Below are 17,026 nucleotides of genomic sequence, written 5' to 3'. Positions count from 1 at the left end.
GAATGTCGCTGACCATGCGGCCGGGACCGCTCGCGGGCTCGCCGGGAGACGAGGTCAACTTCACCATCGACGGTCCGCGGCACCGGTTGTTCATGCACGACTTCCCGCGCCGTGTCCGCGCGGTGTTCGCGGGGGAGACCGTCCTGGACACCGAGCGGGGGAAGCTGCTGCACGAGACGGGACTGCTGCCCGTCCTGTACGTCCCGGAGGCGGACGTGCGAACCGACCTGCTGGAGCGGACCGACCGGACGACGCACTGCCCGTTCAAGGGCGACGCCGCGTACTGGACGATCCGCGTCGGCGACCGGACCGCCGAGAACGCCGTTTGGGCGTACCCGGAGCCGAAGCCGGAGTCGGCGTGGCTGCGCGGCCGTCTGGCGTTCTACTGGAAACCGATGGACGCCTGGTACGACGAGGACGAGGAGGTTCGCGGCCACCTGCGCGACCCGTTCCACCGCGTCGACGCCCGCGCCACGTCCCGGCGCGTCCGCGTGCTGCTGGACGGCGAGGTCGTCGCCGAGACCGAGCGGGCGATGCTGCTGTCGGAGACGGGGCTGCCGAACCGGCTCTACATCCCGGCCGCCGACGTGCGCCGCGACCTGCTGCGCGAAAGCCCGAAACGGACCGTGTGCCCCTACAAGGGGGAGGCGACGTACTGGTCGCTGGACGGCGCGGAGGACGCCGCGTGGTCGTACGAGGAGCCCCTCGTGGACGCCGCCAAGATCGCCGGCCATCTGTCCTTCGACCACGAGGCCCTGACCATCGAGACGGCGCTCGGGACCGCCCCGCCGCCCGGCCGGTGAGCGCGCCGGTTCCACGGCCCGGACCGGTTGCGGACGCACCGTCCGTCATCATCGTGCCCGAGTGACGACTTCGGGTTACTGTGCTGTCAAGCCACACGCAAGGGAGGCGGGCTGGTGCCACCGTACGCGGCGTCCTCCCCGCGTCCGGGTTTCTGGGCCGTGCTCGATCCGGCGCAGCGGGCCGCGCTGCGCCGGGCGGCGCGGCCCCGGCAGTACCCGGTGAAGACGCCCCTGGTGTACCAGGGGGACGAGTCCGACCATGTGATCATCATGGAGCGGGGCTGGGCGAAGGTGACCTCGGCGACCGAGGACGGCCATGACGTGGTGCTGGCCGTGCGCGGCCCCGGCGACCTGATCGCCGAGAGCGCGGTGCTCGGCGGCCGGACCCGGTCGGCGACGGTGACGGCGCTGTCGCCCGTCCGCGGGCTGGTGGTGTCCGCCGCGCGCTTCACCGGTTTCCTGGACGAGCACCCGGACGTGTGGATGCTCGTCACGAGCACCTTCGTGCAGCGCCTCGACGACTCCGACCGGCGGCTGACGGCCCAGATGAGCAGCCGCGGCCCGCAGCGGCTCGCCGCGCTCCTGACCGACCTGGCGGAGCTGTCGGCCCTGCACGCCCCGCCCGCGCCGGACGGGTCGATCGAGATCGGCCCGCCGCTGTCGCAGGAGGAGCTCGGCAGCTGGATGGACGCGTCCCGGGAGACGGTCGCCCGCGCCCTCAACGGCCTGCGCGGCCGGGGGCTGATCAGAACCGGCTGGCGCAAGATCGTCATCATGGACCTGCCGGGCCTGCGCGAGTTCGCCAAGGAGCCCGACTGACCACCCGCCCGCGTCGACCGGCCCGGGTTCACGACTCGGCGAGCCGCCGCCGCGCCTCGGCCCAGTCGATCGGCAGGTCGGCGGCCGTGGCCTCCCAGAACACGAACGCGGAGTCGCGCATCACCGCGCGCTGGCGGCGCATGGTGGACGCGTGCGGTTCGGCGTTGGAGTAGGCGGCCAGGGACTTCCTGTCGCTCCACGCGGAGAGCGTCCAGAACGTCCGCTTGAACGGTTCGGCCTTCAACGCGACACCGTGCGCGCCGTCCGCGCGGCGGGCCTGCCGTAGCAGCAGGAGCGAGGCGCGGAGGAACCCCGGCACGTGGCGCAGCGACCGCACCTCGAGCCGGGAGGCCATGACCAGCACCTTGGTCTCCGGTTCGTCCTCGATCAGCGTGGTCCATGGCAGTGTCGGCATGACGGCCCCCATCTCGCGCAGCAATCTTGTCACTGGCTAGATTGCCGGATCGAAGGGCGACTTGTCAATGACAAGATAGGATCTCCGGCATGACCGACCAGTCGAGCTACCATCACGGCGACCTGCGCAGGGCCGTTCTGGAGGCCGCCGTCGAGGCGATCGCCGAGCGGGGCCCGGCCGCCTGGAGCCTGCGTGAGCTGGCCCGCCGCGCCGGTGTCTCCCACGCGGCGCCCGCCCACCACTTCGGCGACAAGGCGGGCGTGCTGACCGCCGTCGCCGCCGCGGGCTACACCCGGTTCGCGGACGCGCTCGAAGCCGGGGGCGACGACCTCCACGAGGTCGGCCTCGCCTACATCCGCTTCGCCGTCGACAACCGCGCGTACTTCGAGGTCATGTTCACCCCCGCGCTCTACCGGACCGACGACCCGGACGTCGCCGCCGCCCGCGCCCGCGCCGACCGGGTCCTCGCGCGGCTCGTCCACGACGCCTCACCGGGCGCCCCCGAGGACGAGCGGACCGCCCGGCTCGCCGCGTGGTCGATCGTCCACGGCTTCGCGCATCTCTGGCTGAGCGGCGCCATCCCCGCTGATCCGGGCGACGATCCGGTGACCCTGGCCCGTCCCGTCATCGGCCGCCTGTTCGAGCGCTGAGATCAGCCGGAGCCTGAGCCGGAGTCGGAGCCGTTGATCGCACGCCTCCCATCGTCGGCGTCCCGTGCCGGGTGCCGTTCGGGCACGGCGACCAGGTCCGCCCGGAACCGGCGGTTGAGGGCGGCGCGCACCCGCTGCGCCCCGCGGCGGGCGCGCGGGCTCTCGACGCCCTCGACGGGCGGCGGCACGTCCAGCGGGACCGCCACCGGCGGGCGCGGATCGGTGATCGCGGCGATCTCCTCGTCCGACATGGGCCGTTCGACCTCGCTGAACCGGCCCTCCGGCGACATGCGGATGGTGCCGGTCTCCAGCCCGTGCTCGGCGATGCCGAGGTCGCGGCGTTGCAGCCCCAGGCAGATGCGGTAGGCGATGACGTAGCCGAGGACCGGCCCGAGGATCACCAGGCCACGGAAGATCCATGTCGTCCAGTACAGCGAGATGTGGAACCGCTCGGCGATGACGTCGTTGCCGCCCGCCAGCCACAGCACCCCGTAGAACACGACCCCGGCGACGCCGAGCCCGGTGCGCGCCGGGACGTCCCGGGGCCGGTCGAGCAGATGGTGGGTCTCGTGGTCCCCGGTCACCCAGCGCTCCAGGAACGGATACGCGGCGAGCCCGCCGATCAGCAGCCCGAGGACCACCAGCCCGGGAATCGCCACGCTGAGCGAGATCGTGTGCCCCAACACGTCGATCTCCCAGGCGGGCATGATCCGCAGCCCGCCCTCCAGCCAGCCCATGTACCAGTCGGGCTGCGACCCGGAGCTGATCGCGCCCGGGTCGTACGGCCCGTACAACCAGACGGGGTTGATCTGGACGAACGCCGCCAGCAGCGTCGAGACCCCCAGCACCCACAGGAAGAAAGCGGTGGTCTTGCCGATGAAGACGGGGAAGAACGGGTAGCCGCGAACGGTCGTGTTCGAGCTGCCCTTGCCCGGGAACTGGGTGTGCGTCTGCCGCCAGGTCAGCACGATCGCGTGCAACGGGATCAGCGCGGCCAGGATCCCCGGGATCAGCAGGACGTGGATCACGTACAGCCGGGGGATGATGTCGGTGCCGGGGAACTCGCCGCCGAACAGGAACATCACCAGGTAGGTGCCGACGAGCGGGACGGACAGCGTGACGCCCTCCAGGACCCGCAGCCCGGTGCCGGACAGCAGGTCGTCCGGCAGGGAGTAGCCGAACAGCCCGTTGAACATGACGAGCACGAGCATGACGAGGCCGATCAGCCAGTTCAGCTCGCGCGGCTTGCGGAACGCGCCGGTGAAGAAGTTACGCAGTAGGTGGACGAGGATCGCCGCCATGAAGATGAGCGTCGCCCAGTGGTGCATCTGCCGGACGAGCAGCCCGCCCCGCACATCGAAGCTGATCTTGAGCGTGGAGGCGTACGCCTCGCTCATCGCCACGCCCTTCAGCTTCGTGTACGAGCCGTCGTAGATCACCTCGTGCATGCTCGGCTTGAAGAACAGCGTGAGGAACACCCCGGTGAGCAGGATGATCACGAACGAGTACATGGCGATCTCGCCCAGCAGGAAGCTCCACTGGTCCGGGAACGCCTTGCGCATGGACTTGCGCAGGAAGCCGGTCGTGCCGAACCGCTCGTCGAGGGCCCGCGCCGAGGCGTCCACCGCCCGGGGCGGCTTCCCCGACGCCCGCCCGCGCCCTCCCGTACCGCTGACGGCACCCGAACTCCCCGCCATCGTCACGTCCCTCTCCTCGCCACATGGAAATCGACGCCTCTGCGGATAAGACCGACGAAGGCGGAGGAATGTGACATCCGGTCGTTGTGGAGCGGATCACACGCGGACGGACGGTCTCAGCAGGCGGGCACGGCGCCCCTGCTGCGGCGCCGGTAGCGGGGCCGCCAGCTCGTCCGGTAGACGAGCCGGATCGGCGGCGGCAGCAGCCGCAGCACCGAGCGGCGGGTGGCCTCGGGCGCGTCGTCCAGCAGCCACGGCAGGAAGACGCCGAGGCTCCGGACGCCGAGCTCGCGCCGGAACTCGACGTCGAACGTCCCCCACTCGTACGGCGTGAGCGTGGACGAGATCAGCGGCAGGACGTCCGACTCCTTGAAGTCGAGCAGCGCGCCCACCGCCGCGCGCAGCTCCCGCGCGTACCGGGCGAACAGGTCACGGTCGCGCCGCTCCAGCGCCGCGTCGACCGCGTCCATCAGCGGGACGACCCGCAACGCCCGCAACGCCATGGCGTCGAGGGCGGCTCCGACGGGCCCCGGAGAGCCCGCCTCCGTCGCGTACATCACCGTCCAGAGGGCGCGTTTCTCGGCGATGTCCTGGACGCGCCAGTGAGAGGTGAACAGGCACCAGCTGTTCGCGACCGCCATACCGGCGAGCGCGCCGTCCGCCCCCGCCGCGGCCTCCATCCGGGCCGTGTCGCGCCGGAACGCGTCGTAGGTCGCGTACAGCATCGTGAGGTCGAACCGCCGTGGCTCGCCCATGCCGCCTCCCAAGCTCTCCCGACCGGCACCCCCACCATGGAGATGGATCGGGCGTGCGGAATGTGACGCGATCCGGAGCTTGTCTCCTGTGATCTGCCCCACCGCGCGAGGAGTATGCGGGCGGTACGTTGGCGGGGATCGTTTTCCGGGCGGAAAGGGGCCGCGCATGGCCGTGGACGCGGTGGGCGTCGACATCGCCTCCCTCATCCTGCGGGTCTCCGTGGGCGGCACGCTGGTCGCCCACGGCTGGAACCACGCGTTCGGCGGGGGCCGGATCGAGGGCACGGCGGGCTGGTTCGAGTCGATGGGGCTGCGGCCCGGGAAACTGCACGCGCTGATGGCCACCGGCACCGAACTCGGCGCGGGCGTCCTGCTGCTCCTCGGGCTCCTCACCCCGCTCGCGGCGGCGGGCGCGGTCGGCACGATGCTGGTCGCGTTCATCACCGCGCACCTGCGCAACGGCTTCTTCATCTTCCGCCCCGGCCAGGGCTACGAGTACGTCCTGATGATCATCTTGGTGGCGTGCGCGCTGGGGGCGCTCGGCGGCGGCGCGGTGTCCGCCGACCGCGCGCTCGGGGTGGCGGACGACCTGTCCGGTCGGGTCGGCCTTGCGATCACCGCGCTGGCGGGCGGGCTCGGCGGCGCGCTGCTCCTGGCGGTCTTCTGGCGCCCGTCGAAGGAGCCGCAGAGCTGATCAGCGGGCCGGGCGGGCGCCGAGCGCGCGGAGCGCGAACGCCGTGATCTGGGCGGCGGTCTCCGTGGCCCCGGCACGCGCCATGCCCGCCATCTGGTCGTCGAACGCCTGGCCGAGCGCGGCGCGGACGAAGCGCGCGTCCGGGCCGGGATCCGTCCACGGGAACGAGCCGTCCGCCCGTCCCGCCGCGAGGATCTCCGCGATGATCGTCTCCTGCTCGGCGGTGACGCGTCCCCGCTCCCCGGCGTAGCCACGGGCGCGGGCCGTGTCGGCGGAGGCGAGCGCGAGGACCCGCCCGCGGCGCTCCTCCGCGGTGATCGCCAGCATCCCCGCGATCAGCGCCGTCAGCGCCTCGGCCGGGGACGCGGCGGAGGCGGCGAGCTCCCGCAGCTCGGTCATCACCCGGGTGCTGTCCCGGCGGAACATCGCCAGCAGCAGCGCGTCCTTGGACTCGAAGTGCCGGTAGAACGCGCGGGTCGACAGGCCCGCCGCGGTCAGGATGTCGGTGATGGACACGGAGGCGCCGCGCGCCTCCGCGAGGCACCGGTACGCGGCGTCGACGATGCGCGCCCTCTCGGCGGGCTGACCGGGCACGGGCAGGGCCCCTCTCCTGCGCCTCCAGTGAGGGGCCAGCCTACCCAGCGGCGGCCCGGAGCCGCTCCCGTTGTGGAATCACGGTGTACTTGGGGTCCCGCGCCGACTGCGTTCCCGCGTGGAACACGCCGAAGCGGGTGCACGCCGAGCCCGCCAGCAGGGCCGCCCCGCCGAGCGCCGCCACGGCGCGGCGGCGCCCGCCGAACACGGCGCCGGCGGCGCCCGCGACCGACAGGATCTCGGCCGCGCGCAGGAGCCGGCCCGCCCGTCCTGTCGCGTACGCCTCGGCGACGATCCCGAGTCGACGCTCCAGCGCCTTCGACGCCGCCAGCTCCAGGGCCGTGCCGAGTACCGCCGCGGTGCGCATCGGCCCGGTCTCGCCGACCGGGCCCGCGACCAGCGCCATGCCGGACGCGGCCGCCGTCGCCGAACCGGCGAACACGAACGGCAGTTCTCGGTGCGCCTCGTGCCAGGCGGGCACCGCCGTGTCGGCGGCCAGCACGGCGGTGTAGGTGGCGACGGCCGGGCCCAGCGCCGCGGCCCCGGCGGTGGCGGCACGGCCGAGGCGCGGCCACCATCCGGTCACGTCCAGGACGGCGGCGGCGCCCACGGCGGGCCCGTAGGCGGCCAGCAGCCACGAGCCCATGCTCATCGGCGAGGTCGGCTTCATGACCCGCAGCATGTTGACGAACCGCTCGGGCCGTCCGAGGTCGTGGATCAGCGCGGCGGTCGACCCGCCGAGAGCGGCGAGCGAGGAGATCTTCAGCGCCCGCGCGACGCGGGGACGCCCGGTGAGCCCCGCGCCCGCGGCCAGGACCGAACCCGCCCCGGCGAGACCGCCGAGGAAGAAGTACCCGGCGACGTCGAACGCCTTCCAGACGGGCGGGTTCAGGATCGGCTTGCCGTAGTAGGACGTGAACTCGGCCTCCGGCACCATCGCCTTCTCGCCCCGCCGCCCGCCCCGCCCACGGCGGCGGCGCCCCGTGCCCTCACCGACGCGGGCCTCCCGCATGTCCTCCCCGCCTGTGTCCGGGCCGTTCATCGTCCGCCTCCCGCGCGGCCGTGGACGGCGAAGACCGCGGCGAGCCCGCCGAGCAGCGTGGCGGCGGCCATTCCAGCGTGCCTCCACATGGACGGCAGATCGCGCGTGGTGACGACGGGATCGGGCGGCAGCCCGTACACCTCCGGCTCGTCCAGCAGAAGGAAGAACGCGCCGTCGCCGCCGACACCGTCGTCCGGGTCGTGGCCGTAAAGGCGTGCCTCGTCCACGCCGAGTTCGTGCAGCTGGTCGACGCGCATCGCGGCGCGCTCGCGCAGTTCGTCGAGGGGCCCGTACTGGATGGAGTCGGTCGGGCACGCCTTCGCGCACGCCGGTTCCATCCCGACGCCGATCCGGTCGTAGCACATCGTGCACTTCCACGCGCGCCCGTCGCCCTTGCGCTGGTCGATGACGCCGTAGGGGCAGGCGGGGATGCAGTACCCGCACCCGTTGCAGATGTCCTCCTGGACGACGACGGTGCCGAACTCCGTCCGGAACAGCGAACCGGTCGGGCAGACGTCCAGGCAGCCGGCGCGCGTGCAGTGCTTGCAGACGTCGGACGCCATCAGCCAGCGCATGTCGCTGTCGGCCTGACCCATGGGCTTGTCCTGCTCGATGAACGCGACGTGCCGCCAGGTGTCGGCGCCGAGGCCCTGCGTGTTGTCGTAGGACATGCCGGTGAACTCCAGCCCGTCCTCGGGCACGGCGTTCCACTCCTTGCACGCCACCTCGCACGCCTTGCATCCGATGCACACCGACGTGTCGGTGAAGAACCCCATCCGCGGGGCCGTGCCGGGTTCGGCGTCGGCGAGCAGGTTCCGTCCGACCAGACTCCCCATCCTCACCACCTCCGTCCACGGTGCGCCTTCCCGCGGGCGCGCTCCCTACACCCGGCCGAGCTGCCGTTGGTCGCGCGGCTGTCGCCTGCCGGTTCGCCGTGTCGCGTGGCGGACGGCCCTCGTGGCGACGGCGGTGTAGGCCAGGCCGGCCGCGAGGGAGGCGAGCAGGGCCAGGATCCCGGAGCGCTCCTCCAGCAGCGGGTAGACCTGCCAGTGAACCAGGTAGACGTAGAGCGATCCGGCGGCCAGCAGGGCGGCGAGGCGGTTGAGCCAGGCGGTGCTCGGCAGGAGCGGGAACCAGATCAGCAGGCACACGCCGATGATGAGGACGGTCTCTCTGAGCTGCTCTCCCGGGCCGAAGTATCCGGGGATCGTGGCAAGGCCGATCGCGGTCACCAGGAGGCGTTGGCCCACGCCGGTCGCCTTCGCCGCGGCCCAGCCGAAGGGGAACATCCACAGCGCGGTGATCGCGTCCGGCAGGTGCGTGAGCCCGGCGAAGTCGTAGCGGACGACCAGCGTGACCAGCAGAACGCCGAGGGCGAAGGGAAAAGGCGAGCGCCGTTCCCACAGGTCCACGGCCGGGATGCCGAGCCACGCGGCCATGGCGAGGAGGACGTAGACGATCACCTCGACGAACCAATAGTTGCTGTCGTGCCCGGTCGCGCTCTTCAGCAGCAGCGCGTCGACCAGGTGGTAGTCGGCGGTGAGGAGCGCCGCGAGGACGATCCAGACGACGCTCGGCACGGCGATCCGGGCCAGGGTGCCCAGGACGTGCCGGCGGCGCTCGGTCCGTCCCGCGGAGGTGAGGTGGAAGCGGGCGAAGTTGTGGCCCGCCACCGCCAGCAGGACGTGCGCCCCGCCCTGAACCCAGAACAGGCCGATGTGGGAGCCGACGATGAGGACGATCGCGGTGGCGCGCAGCGCGATGCCCGTCTCCAGGGTTCGCGGCCTGGCGCCGCGGGCCGGGCGCCGCAGGTCACGGATGCGCCGTGTAGGCCAGTCCGGGGGGAGGGGTCCGAGGGCCTCCTCCAGTTTCAGCGACATCTCCACATAGGACAGCGAGTCGCCCCCGAGGCCCACGAAGGTGTCGTTCTCGGTGACGCCGGGATGGTCCAGGATCTCGGCGAACAGGTGGCACAGGTCCGTGGTGGGCGGCGGTTCGGCGCGGGCCAGCCGGAGCACGGCACCGTAGTCGGGCTTTCCGGTGGGGTGTCGGGGCAGGGCGGGCAGGACGTGCGCGCTGACCGCCCTGGCGGGCAGGCCGCATTCGGCCGCGACCAGCCGCCGGACGCTCCGGGCGTCGCTGTCGCCCGTGACGGCCACGACCAGTCCCGTGTCGTCGCCGGCGCAGCACGCGCTCAGGCCGTGTCCGGCGAGCGTCTCCTCGACGTGCTGGAGGTCGATCCTGAGACCGTACGGCTTGGCGAACCTGCTGCGGCGTCCGACGATCTGGTACAGCCCGTTCGGGAGGCGCCGTGCGACGTCGCCGGTGCGCAGTTCGTCGATGGTGCGGCCAAGGGCCAGGTCGGAGGGGTGCTCGGCGTACCCGAGCATGACGTTCGGGCCCGTGTACACGAGTTCGCCGGTGTCGGGGCCGGGGACGCCCGGCAGCGGCTCCAGCCGGAAGGAGCCGCCCGGGATCGGGACGCCGATCGCCTCCGGATGGCGGGAGACCAGGTCGGGCGGCAGGTAGGCCATGCGGGCGGTCGCCTCGGTCTGGCCGTACATGACGACCAGGTTCCAGCCGTGCCGCCGCCCGAGCGCCGCGTAGCGTTCCACCTGGACGGGAGGAAGCCGTCCGCCGGCCTGGGTGACACAGCGCAGGTCCGGCAGCCGCATGTCGGCGAAGCCCACCCGGTCCAGCAGTTCGAAGGTGTAGGGGATGCCCGCGAGCGTCGTGCCGCGGGCGTCGCGGAACAGCGTCCAGAAGCGGTCGTCGCTCACCGAGAGGTCGGTGAGGACGAGGCCCGCCCCCCGATGGAGGTGGCTGTTGATGACCGACAGGCCGTAGCAGTAGTAGATCGGCAGGGTCGTGGCGGCGCGGTCGTCGCGGCGGATGTTCAGCGAGACGGCGATGGACTCGGCGTTGGCGCGCAGGTTCTCATGCGACAGCCGGACGAGCTTCGGTGAGCCCGTCGAGCCGGACGTGCTGAGCAGCAGCGCCAGGTCGGGGTGCAACGTGTGCACGGTGCCCGTGCGTCGTTCGTCGAGCGTCCCGTCCGGGTAGGCCACGACGTCCGGGTCGTAGGCGTCGGTCAGGGACCGCGGGAAGTCGGGCCGGTCGTGCGGTGCGAGCAGGACGGGATGCCCGAACGCCAGCGCCGCCAGATAGACGACGAGGGCGTCGACGGTGTTGGCGCCGCCGAGCAGCACGAACCGCCGTTCGGTGCCGAGCCGCCGCCCGGTGGCGGCCACCCGGTCGGCGAGTTCGCGGTAGGAGAGTGCGCCCTCGGCGGTGATGACCGCCGTCCGGTCGGCGTGGGCGGCGAGGTCGCGGGCGAAGGGGACGACCGCGGACACCGTGGGGTGGGGGTTGCTCACCCTGGGCATCTTAGGTAAGGCTAAACTAAACGACAATTCCCTCTTCGATCCCCCCTTCGAGGAAAGCATGCGACACCCCCTGCGCCGTTTGTCTTCCGTATTGATCTTGACGGCCCTCGTTCTCTCACTCGGGACCGCATGCGGCCTCGGGAGCGAGGCCGGTCTCGTCATCTACTCCGGCCGCAACGAGGGGCTGGTGAAGCCGCTGCTGGAGAAGCTGGAGAAGTCCCTCGGCACCGACGTCGAGGTGCGGTACGGCTCCAGCGCCGAACTGGCCGCGCAGATCCTGGAGGAGGGAGCCAAGTCCAAGGCGGACCTCTTCCTGTCCCAGGACGCCGGGGCGCTCGGAGCCCTGGCGAAGGAGGGACGCCTGGAGAGGCTGCCCCAGCCGTCCCTCGACAAGGTGCCCGCGAAGTTCCGCGGAAGCGCCGGTGACTGGGTCGGTCTGTCCGGACGCGTCCGCGTGCTGGCCTACCACCCCGGCCAGGTGGCCAAGGCGCCCGACACCGTGCGCGACCTCGTCAAGCCGGAGTGGAGGGGCAAGGTCGGCTATGCGCCGACCAACGCCTCCTTCCAGGCGTTCGTCACCGGCATGCGCGTCCTGGACGGCGACGAGGCCACGCGCAACTGGCTCAAGGGCATGAAGGCCAACGGAGTCAAGGCGTACGACAACAACATCGCCGTGCTGGACGCCGTGAACTCCGGGCAGATCTCGATCGGACTGATCAACCACTACTACTGGTACGAGAAGGTCGCCGAGAAGGGCGAGGGAGGCGTCACCGCCAAGCTGCACTACCTTCCGGGCGGCGACCCCGGGGCGCTGATCAACGTCGCGGGCGTCGGGATGCTCAAGGGCGGCGAGCACCGGGCGACCGCCCTCAAGGCCGTCGACTATCTGCTGTCGAAGGAAGCGCAGACCTACTTCAGCGACGAGACCAAGGAGTACCCGATGGCCATCGGCGTGGCCGGCACAGTCCCCGGCCTGCCTCCCCTGGACTCGCTGAAGGCCCCCGAGATCGACCTCGGAAAGCTCGACTCGCTCCAGCAGACCCTGACGATGCTGCGAGAAGCGGGGATGGTCTGAGACCGATGGCGGCGGCCCGCCCCCCAAGGAGTCTGCTCGCTCCGGCGTGCCTGGCGGGAGCCTTCGCCCTGCTGCCGCTCGGCTACCTCGCCGTGCGGGCGCTGGAGCGGGGACCGGGCTTCGCCTGGAGCGTCGTCACCACCGGCGGCACCGCGCATCTCCTGGGCCGCAGCCTGGCCCTGGCCTGCGCGGTGGTGGCGGCCTGCCTCGTCCTGGGCGTCTCGCTGGCCTGGCTCACCGTGCGCACGTCCCTGCCCGGCGCCCGCGCCTGGTCGGTGATCGCCACCCTGCCGCTGGCCGTGCCCAGCTACGTGGCCGCCTTCGCCTGGCTGTCGGCCCTGCCGGACCTGTCCGGCTTCACCGGATCGGCGCTGGCGCTGACCCTCGTCAGCTACCCCTACGTCTACCTGCCGGTGGCCGCCGCGCTCCGGGGCATCGACCGCGCGCAGGAGGAGACGTCCCGCTCGCTCGGTTCGGGGTCGGCGCGAACCTTCCTCCGCGTCGTGCTTCCGCAACTCCGCCCGGCCGCGGCCGGCGGCGGGCTCCTCGTCGCGCTGTACGTCCTGTCCGACTTCGGCGCGGTGTCACTGATGCGGTACGACACGTTCACGCGCGGCATCTACACGTCCTACCAGGCCAGCTTCGACCGCACCCCGGCCGCCGCGCTGAGCGTCGTGCTGGTGGTGATGACCATCGCCCTCGTCGCCCTGGAGACCCGGACCCGCGGGCGGCGCGGGCACGCCAGGACCGGCACCGGGACCGCGCGTCCCGCCGTCCCGATGCCGCTCGGCCGGCTCACGGTCCCCGCCCTGGCCTGGTGCGCGACGGTCGCCGCGGCCGCCGTCGCGTTCCCGTTGACCACGCTCGCCTACTGGCTGGCCACCGGGAACCGCTCCACCTGGGACACGCCCGGGCTCCTGGAAGCCGCGGGCGTCACCCTCGGCGTGGCGGCGGCCGGCGCCGCGCTCACCACCGTGCTCGCCCTTCCCGTCGGCGTGCTCGCGGCCCGCCATCGGGGACGGACCGCCGAGCTGATCGAACAGGCCGCCTACGCCGGGCACGCCCTGCCGGGCATCACCGTCGCGCTGGCCATGGTCTTCTTCGCGGTCCGGTACGCCGCCCCGGTCTACCAGGAACTGCCGCTGCTGGTCTGCGCCTACGCTGTGCTCTTCCTGCCGGTCGCCGTCGCCGCCACGCGCGCCGCCGTCCTCCAGGCGCCGCCCGTCCTGGAGGACGTCGCCCGCTCTCTCGGCCGCGGGCCCGTGCGCGTCCTGGGCAGCGTGACCGTGCCGCTGGCCGCCCCCGGCGTCGCCGCCGGCGCGGCGCTGACCTTCGTGGTCTGCATGAAGGAACTGCCGGCCACCCTGCTGCTGCGTCCGACCGGCATGGACACCCTCGCCACCAGACTGTGGACGGAGACCGGCGTCGGGTCCTACGCCGACGCCGCCCCCTACGCCGCCGCGCTGATCCTCCTCGCCGCCGTACCCTCCTACCTTCTCGGAAGGCAGCGTCCATGACCGACCTGCGCATTAAGGGCCTCACCAAGGCGTACGGCCCGGACGCCACCGTTCTGAACGGGCTCGGCCTGGACGTCCCGAGCGGTTCGCTGGCCGCCGTGCTCGGCCCCTCGGGCTGCGGGAAGACCACCCTGCTCCGCGTCGTCGCCGGCTTCCTGCGCGCCGACGCGGGCACCGTCACCGTGGGCGGACGGACCCTGACCGGCCCCGGAACCCACGTCCCCCCGGAACGCCGCCGCATCGGCATCGTCCCCCAGGAGGGCGCGCTGTTCCCCCACCTGAGCGTCGCCCGCAACGTCGCCTACGGCGTCGCCGACCGCTCGGCACGCCACCGTCGCGCCGAGGAGATGCTCGAACTGGTGGGCCTGGCCGGATACGGCGATCGGTCGCCGCACGAGCTGTCCGGCGGGCAGCAGCAGCGCGTCGCCCTGGCCCGCGCCCTGGCCCCCGAGCCCACGCTGGTCCTGCTCGACGAGCCGTTCAACGCTCTGGACAGCGCGCTGCGCGCCGGAGTACGGGCCGACGTACGCGCCGCCCTGCGCGCGACCGGCGCCACGGCCGTTCTCGTCACCCACGACCAGCAGGAGGCCCTGTCCGTCGCGGATCTCGTCGCGGTCATCCATGAAGGGCGAGTCGCGCAGTGCGGCACCCCGCAGGACGTGTACCGCCGCCCCGCCAGCCCCTGGGTCGCCGGATTCGTCGGCGACGCCGTCATCCTGCCGGGAACCGCCGCGATCGGCACCGCCACGACCGCACTCGGCCCGGTCGAGTTGTGTGCCCCCGCCGACGTCCCCGGCGACGGCATTGTGATCCTGCGCCCCGAACAGCTACGGCTCACCGAATCCACCGGGGCGGGCGACGGAGGCGCGCCCGGCGGGACGGTGACCGACGTGCGCTACTACGGGCACGACGCCATGATCACCCTCGTCGTGGAGGGGCTCGAACGGCCGGTCGACGTCCGGGTCGACGGGGACCTGCGCCTCCGCCCCGGCGACCGGACCGGCGTCCACCTCACCGGACGTGCCACCTTCCACCCCGGACCGCCCGGACACTGAAACCCCCACCCCAGATGGACGGGCCGGGCCAGGCTCCTCATCGGGCGAGGTGGCGGGAGATGACCAGGCGTTGGATCTGGTTGGTGCCCTCGAAGATCTGCATCACCTTCGCTTCGCGCATGAACCGTTCGACGGGGAAGTCGCGCGTGTACCCGGCGCCGCCGAGGACCTGGACGGCGTCGGTGGTCACCTTCATCGCGTTGTCGGTGGCGAGCAGCTTGGCGACGGCCGCCTCGGTGCCGTAGGGGCGGCCCGCGTCCTTGAGACGCGCCGCCGACAGGTACGTCGCGCGGGACGACGTGACCGCGACGGCCATGTCGGCGAGGACGAACGCGAGCCCCTGGTGCTCGATGATGGCCTTGCCGAACGCCTCGCGTTCCTTCGCGTACGCGACGGCCGTGTCCAGCGCGGCCTGGGCGAGGCCGGTGGCGACGGCGGCGATGCCGAGACGGCCCGCGTCGAGGCCGGCCAGCGCGATCGACAGGCCCTGCCCCTCCTCGCCGACGCGGTGGTCTGCGGGGATCCGCGCGTCCACGAACCGGACGGTCGCGGTCGCCGAGCCCGTCAGGCCCATCTTGTCCTCGGGCCGGTCGAACTCCAGGCCCGGCGTGTCGGCGGGCACGTGGAAGCAGGTGATGCCGCGCCCGCCGTCGTCGGAGGTGCGGGCCATGACGGTGTAGAAGTCGGCGTGGCCGCCGTGGGTGGTCCACGCCTTGGCGCCGTTCAGGACGTAGGAGTCGCCGTCCCGGACGGCCCGCGTGCGCATCGCCGCCGCGTCGGACCCCGCGTGCGCCTCCGACAGGCAGTACGCGCCGAGCCGCTCGCCCGACAGCAGGTCCGGAAGCCAGCGGGCGCGCTGCTCGTCCGTCCCGTAGGCGAACAGCGGGAAGCAGGACAGCGCGTGCACGCTGACGCCCACGCCGACGCTGGCCCAGGCCGCGCCGATCTCCTCAAGGGCCTGGAGGTAGATCTCGTACGGCTGGTCGCCGCCGCCGAACTCCTCCGGGAACGGCAGCGTCAGCAGCCCCGCCCGGCCCAGCGTGGTGAACACCTCGCGCGGGAACGTGCCGGTGCGTTCGGCGTCCGCCGCCCGCGGCGCCAGCTCCTTCGCCGCGATCTCACGGGTGAGGGCGATGAGATCCGCGGACTCGGGGGTGGGCAGGTTCCGGGTGGCGGGCATGGCGACTCCTTTCGCGGACACCAAAGTACCAAGTACGGTACTGGAGAACCGGTTTTGGTACCGTCGCGGCCATGACCTCCGTGGACGAGCGCCTCCGGACGCGCGCCACCCGCGCCTCGCGGCGGCGCGAGGCGCTGATCGAACGGCTCATCGACGTGTTCCTCGACCGGGGCTTCGCCGATCTGAGCGTCGCGGAGCTGGCCGCCGCCCTCCGCTGCTCCAAGAGCACCCTGTACCGCGTCGCGGCCAGCAGGGAGCAGATCGTCGTGACCGTCGTCCGCGCGTTCTTCCGCCGGGCGACCGAGCGCGTGGAGGCCGCGCTGGAGGCGAGCGCGGACGCCGACCCGCGGGAACGCGTCGGCGCCTACCTGAACGCGATCTCCGGCGAGCTCGCCGCCGCGTCGCCCGCGTTCTTCGCCGACCTGGACGCGTTCGCGCCCGCCCGCGAGGTGTACCGGCGCAACACGCGGCTCGCCGTCGATCGCGTGCGGGGCCTCGTCCGGGAGGCGTCGGACGGGGTCGACCCCGTGTTCGTCGGCGCCGTCGCGGGACAGGTCATGGAGTCGATCCACCGGGGCGAGATCAGGGCGCGGACGGGCCTGGACGACTCCGCCGCCTACGCCGCGCTCGCGTCCCTGATCGTCGCCGGCATGTCCGCCGGGCCCGTGCCGGACACCGCGCGGGACACCGCGCCGTCAGCGTGACGACCGGAGCGCGTGCTCGACCAGCGCGACGAGGATGCCCTTCGCCGACTCCCGCTGGCGCACGTCGCACAGCAGCACCGGGACGTTCGGGTCGACGTCGAGCGCCTCGCGGATCTGCTCGGCGTGGTAGCGGCGGGCGCCGTCGAACACGTTGGCGGCCACGACGAACGGGATCCGCCGCTGTTCGAAGAAGTCGATGGAGGCGAAGCTCGAGGTGAGCCGCCGCGTGTCGACCAGGACGATCGCGCCGACCGCGCCGTAGGAGATCTGGTCCCACATGAACCAGAACCGCTCCTGACCGGGCGTCCCGAACAGGTACAGCCGGACGCCGCCGGAGAACGTCAGCCGCCCGAAGTCCATGGCGACGGTCGTGGTGGTCTTGCGTTCCACGCCGCCGAGGTCGTCGACGCCGACGGACACGTCGGTGAGGGCCTCCTCCGTGCGCAGCGGGCGGATCTCGCTCACCGAGCCGACGAGCGTGGTCTTGCCGACCCCGAAGCCACCGGCCACCAGGATCTTCAACGTGTGCAGCGGGACGTCGGCGTCCGGCGCGTACGGTGCCGGGGACGGCGCCATGGACGCCGGGACGTCGTGTCCGGGAGCGGGAGCGGAAGTACGAGGGGGAGCGGGAGCGGGAGCG

At 72.6% G+C, this 17,026-nt stretch carries 17 protein-coding genes; 8 read left to right on the top strand and 9 right to left on the bottom strand.

Features of this window, described 5'->3' with window-relative positions:
• Positions 1-2 precede the first annotated feature (2 nt).
• Positions 3-803 carry a DUF427 domain-containing protein gene (locus D0T12_RS19305; RefSeq protein WP_117400968.1) on the top strand — a complete coding sequence of 267 codons (801 nt, stop codon included), beginning with the start codon at positions 3-5 and terminating at the stop codon, positions 801-803.
• Positions 804-917: 114 nt separating this feature from the next.
• Complete coding sequence (locus D0T12_RS19300; RefSeq protein ID WP_233526164.1) at positions 918-1,622, top strand: Crp/Fnr family transcriptional regulator; 705 nt, start codon at positions 918-920, stop codon at positions 1,620-1,622.
• Positions 1,623-1,650: 28 nt separating this feature from the next.
• Here the strand turns inward: D0T12_RS19300 and D0T12_RS19295 are convergent, their stop codons facing one another.
• Entirely contained in the window at positions 1,651-2,037 is a 387-nt protein-coding gene (locus tag D0T12_RS19295) for a DUF3291 domain-containing protein (RefSeq protein WP_117401126.1), read from the bottom strand.
• 89 nt (positions 2,038-2,126) lie between these two features.
• Here D0T12_RS19295 and D0T12_RS19290 point away from each other — a divergent pair, with 89 nt between their 5' ends.
• Positions 2,127-2,687, top strand: coding sequence for a TetR/AcrR family transcriptional regulator (locus tag D0T12_RS19290; RefSeq protein WP_117400967.1), 561 nt, complete (start codon positions 2,127-2,129; stop codon positions 2,685-2,687).
• Positions 2,688-2,689: 2 nt separating this feature from the next.
• Here D0T12_RS19290 and qcrB read toward each other — a convergent pair whose 3' ends face one another.
• Both qcrB and D0T12_RS19280 read right to left on the bottom strand, forming a co-directional pair.
• Positions 2,690-4,384, bottom strand: a complete 1,695-nt coding sequence (gene qcrB, locus D0T12_RS19285) for a cytochrome bc1 complex cytochrome b subunit (RefSeq protein ID WP_117401125.1) — start codon at positions 4,382-4,384, stop codon at positions 2,690-2,692.
• Positions 4,385-4,500: 116 nt separating this feature from the next.
• Complete coding sequence (locus D0T12_RS19280; protein WP_117400966.1) at positions 4,501-5,139, bottom strand: IDEAL domain-containing protein; 639 nt, start codon at positions 5,137-5,139, stop codon at positions 4,501-4,503.
• A gap of 166 nt (positions 5,140-5,305) precedes the next feature.
• On the opposite strand from D0T12_RS19280, the gene D0T12_RS19275 reads away from it, so the two are divergent.
• On the top strand, positions 5,306-5,833 hold the full coding sequence (locus tag D0T12_RS19275) for a DoxX family protein (protein WP_117400965.1): 528 nt from the start codon (positions 5,306-5,308) through the stop codon (positions 5,831-5,833).
• Here D0T12_RS19275 and D0T12_RS19270 read toward each other — a convergent pair whose 3' ends face one another.
• Genes D0T12_RS19270 through D0T12_RS19255 form a run of 4 tightly spaced genes read right to left on the bottom strand, consistent with a single transcriptional unit; the run spans position 5,834 to position 10,846 of the window.
• Complete coding sequence (locus tag D0T12_RS19270) at positions 5,834-6,427, bottom strand: TetR/AcrR family transcriptional regulator (RefSeq protein ID WP_233526163.1); 594 nt, start codon at positions 6,425-6,427, stop codon at positions 5,834-5,836. It abuts the gene before it with no gap.
• Positions 6,428-6,467: 40 nt separating this feature from the next.
• Positions 6,468-7,469 (bottom strand): NrfD/PsrC family molybdoenzyme membrane anchor subunit, encoded by a 1,002-nt coding sequence (nrfD, locus tag D0T12_RS19265; protein WP_117400963.1) that lies wholly within the window; start codon positions 7,467-7,469, stop codon positions 6,468-6,470.
• Entirely contained in the window at positions 7,466-8,305 is an 840-nt protein-coding gene (locus D0T12_RS19260) for a 4Fe-4S dicluster domain-containing protein (RefSeq protein ID WP_117400962.1), read from the bottom strand. Before D0T12_RS19260 ends, nrfD begins: the two co-directional genes overlap by 4 nt.
• 45 nt (positions 8,306-8,350) lie before the next feature.
• Positions 8,351-10,846 carry a non-ribosomal peptide synthetase gene (locus tag D0T12_RS19255; RefSeq protein ID WP_199487544.1) on the bottom strand — a complete coding sequence of 832 codons (2,496 nt, stop codon included), beginning with the start codon at positions 10,844-10,846 and terminating at the stop codon, positions 8,351-8,353.
• A gap of 106 nt (positions 10,847-10,952) precedes the next feature.
• Here D0T12_RS19255 and D0T12_RS19250 point away from each other — a divergent pair, with 106 nt between their 5' ends.
• Genes D0T12_RS19250 through D0T12_RS19240 form a run of 3 tightly spaced genes read left to right on the top strand, consistent with a single transcriptional unit; the run spans position 10,953 to position 14,502 of the window.
• The gene (locus D0T12_RS19250) at positions 10,953-11,930 is read left to right on the top strand and encodes an iron ABC transporter substrate-binding protein (protein WP_233526162.1); all 978 of its coding nucleotides are present in this window, start codon (positions 10,953-10,955) and stop codon (positions 11,928-11,930) included.
• A 5-nt stretch (positions 11,931-11,935) separates the two neighbouring features.
• A complete protein-coding gene (locus D0T12_RS19245) occupies positions 11,936-13,447 on the top strand; it encodes an ABC transporter permease (RefSeq protein ID WP_117400959.1) in 1,512 nt (503 codons plus the stop codon).
• Complete coding sequence (locus D0T12_RS19240) at positions 13,444-14,502, top strand: ABC transporter ATP-binding protein (protein ID WP_117400958.1); 1,059 nt, start codon at positions 13,444-13,446, stop codon at positions 14,500-14,502. The genes D0T12_RS19245 and D0T12_RS19240 overlap by 4 nt, the downstream gene beginning before the upstream one ends.
• A gap of 37 nt (positions 14,503-14,539) precedes the next feature.
• Here the strand turns inward: D0T12_RS19240 and D0T12_RS19235 are convergent, their stop codons facing one another.
• Positions 14,540-15,682 carry an acyl-CoA dehydrogenase family protein gene (locus D0T12_RS19235; protein WP_117400957.1) on the bottom strand — a complete coding sequence of 381 codons (1,143 nt, stop codon included), beginning with the start codon at positions 15,680-15,682 and terminating at the stop codon, positions 14,540-14,542.
• A 71-nt stretch (positions 15,683-15,753) separates the two neighbouring features.
• Here D0T12_RS19235 and D0T12_RS19230 point away from each other — a divergent pair, with 71 nt between their 5' ends.
• Positions 15,754-16,386: a TetR/AcrR family transcriptional regulator gene (locus D0T12_RS19230; protein ID WP_117400956.1), complete on the top strand. Its 633-nt coding sequence runs from the start codon at positions 15,754-15,756 to the stop codon at positions 16,384-16,386.
• On the opposite strand, the gene D0T12_RS19225 is transcribed toward D0T12_RS19230, so the two are convergent.
• Positions 16,378-16,962 (bottom strand): GTP-binding protein, encoded by a 585-nt coding sequence (locus D0T12_RS19225; protein WP_117400955.1) that lies wholly within the window; start codon positions 16,960-16,962, stop codon positions 16,378-16,380. The two genes, D0T12_RS19230 and D0T12_RS19225, sit on opposite strands and share 9 nt — an antisense overlap.
• Between the last annotated feature and the right edge of the window lie 64 nt (positions 16,963-17,026).

It is taken from the genome of Actinomadura spongiicola (assembly GCF_003432485.1).
GTDB lineage: Bacteria > Actinomycetota > Actinomycetes > Streptosporangiales > Streptosporangiaceae > Spirillospora > Spirillospora spongiicola.
This window is presented reverse-complemented; position numbering and strand designations above follow the sequence as displayed.

What these genes read in the sequence shown, in the direction of transcription:
- D0T12_RS19305 (WP_117400968.1), top strand. Translation starts at nt 3, where the DNA reads ATGTCGCTGACCATGCGGCCGGGACCGCTCGCGGGCTCGCCGGGAGAC.
- D0T12_RS19295 (WP_117401126.1), bottom strand. Translation starts at nt 2,037, where the DNA reads ATGCCGACACTGCCATGGACCACGCTGATCGAGGACGAACCGGAGACC.
- D0T12_RS19290 (WP_117400967.1), top strand. Translation starts at nt 2,127, where the DNA reads ATGACCGACCAGTCGAGCTACCATCACGGCGACCTGCGCAGGGCCGTT.
- qcrB (WP_117401125.1), bottom strand. Translation starts at nt 4,384, where the DNA reads ATGGCGGGGAGTTCGGGTGCCGTCAGCGGTACGGGAGGGCGCGGGCGG.
- D0T12_RS19280 (WP_117400966.1), bottom strand. Translation starts at nt 5,139, where the DNA reads ATGGGCGAGCCACGGCGGTTCGACCTCACGATGCTGTACGCGACCTAC.
- D0T12_RS19275 (WP_117400965.1), top strand. Translation starts at nt 5,306, where the DNA reads ATGGCCGTGGACGCGGTGGGCGTCGACATCGCCTCCCTCATCCTGCGG.
- nrfD (WP_117400963.1), bottom strand. Translation starts at nt 7,469, where the DNA reads ATGAACGGCCCGGACACAGGCGGGGAGGACATGCGGGAGGCCCGCGTC.
- D0T12_RS19260 (WP_117400962.1), bottom strand. Translation starts at nt 8,305, where the DNA reads ATGGGGAGTCTGGTCGGACGGAACCTGCTCGCCGACGCCGAACCCGGC.
- D0T12_RS19245 (WP_117400959.1), top strand. Translation starts at nt 11,936, where the DNA reads ATGGCGGCGGCCCGCCCCCCAAGGAGTCTGCTCGCTCCGGCGTGCCTG.
- D0T12_RS19240 (WP_117400958.1), top strand. Translation starts at nt 13,444, where the DNA reads ATGACCGACCTGCGCATTAAGGGCCTCACCAAGGCGTACGGCCCGGAC.
- D0T12_RS19235 (WP_117400957.1), bottom strand. Translation starts at nt 15,682, where the DNA reads ATGCCCGCCACCCGGAACCTGCCCACCCCCGAGTCCGCGGATCTCATC.
- D0T12_RS19230 (WP_117400956.1), top strand. Translation starts at nt 15,754, where the DNA reads ATGACCTCCGTGGACGAGCGCCTCCGGACGCGCGCCACCCGCGCCTCG.
- D0T12_RS19225 (WP_117400955.1), bottom strand. Translation starts at nt 16,962, where the DNA reads ATGGCGCCGTCCCCGGCACCGTACGCGCCGGACGCCGACGTCCCGCTG.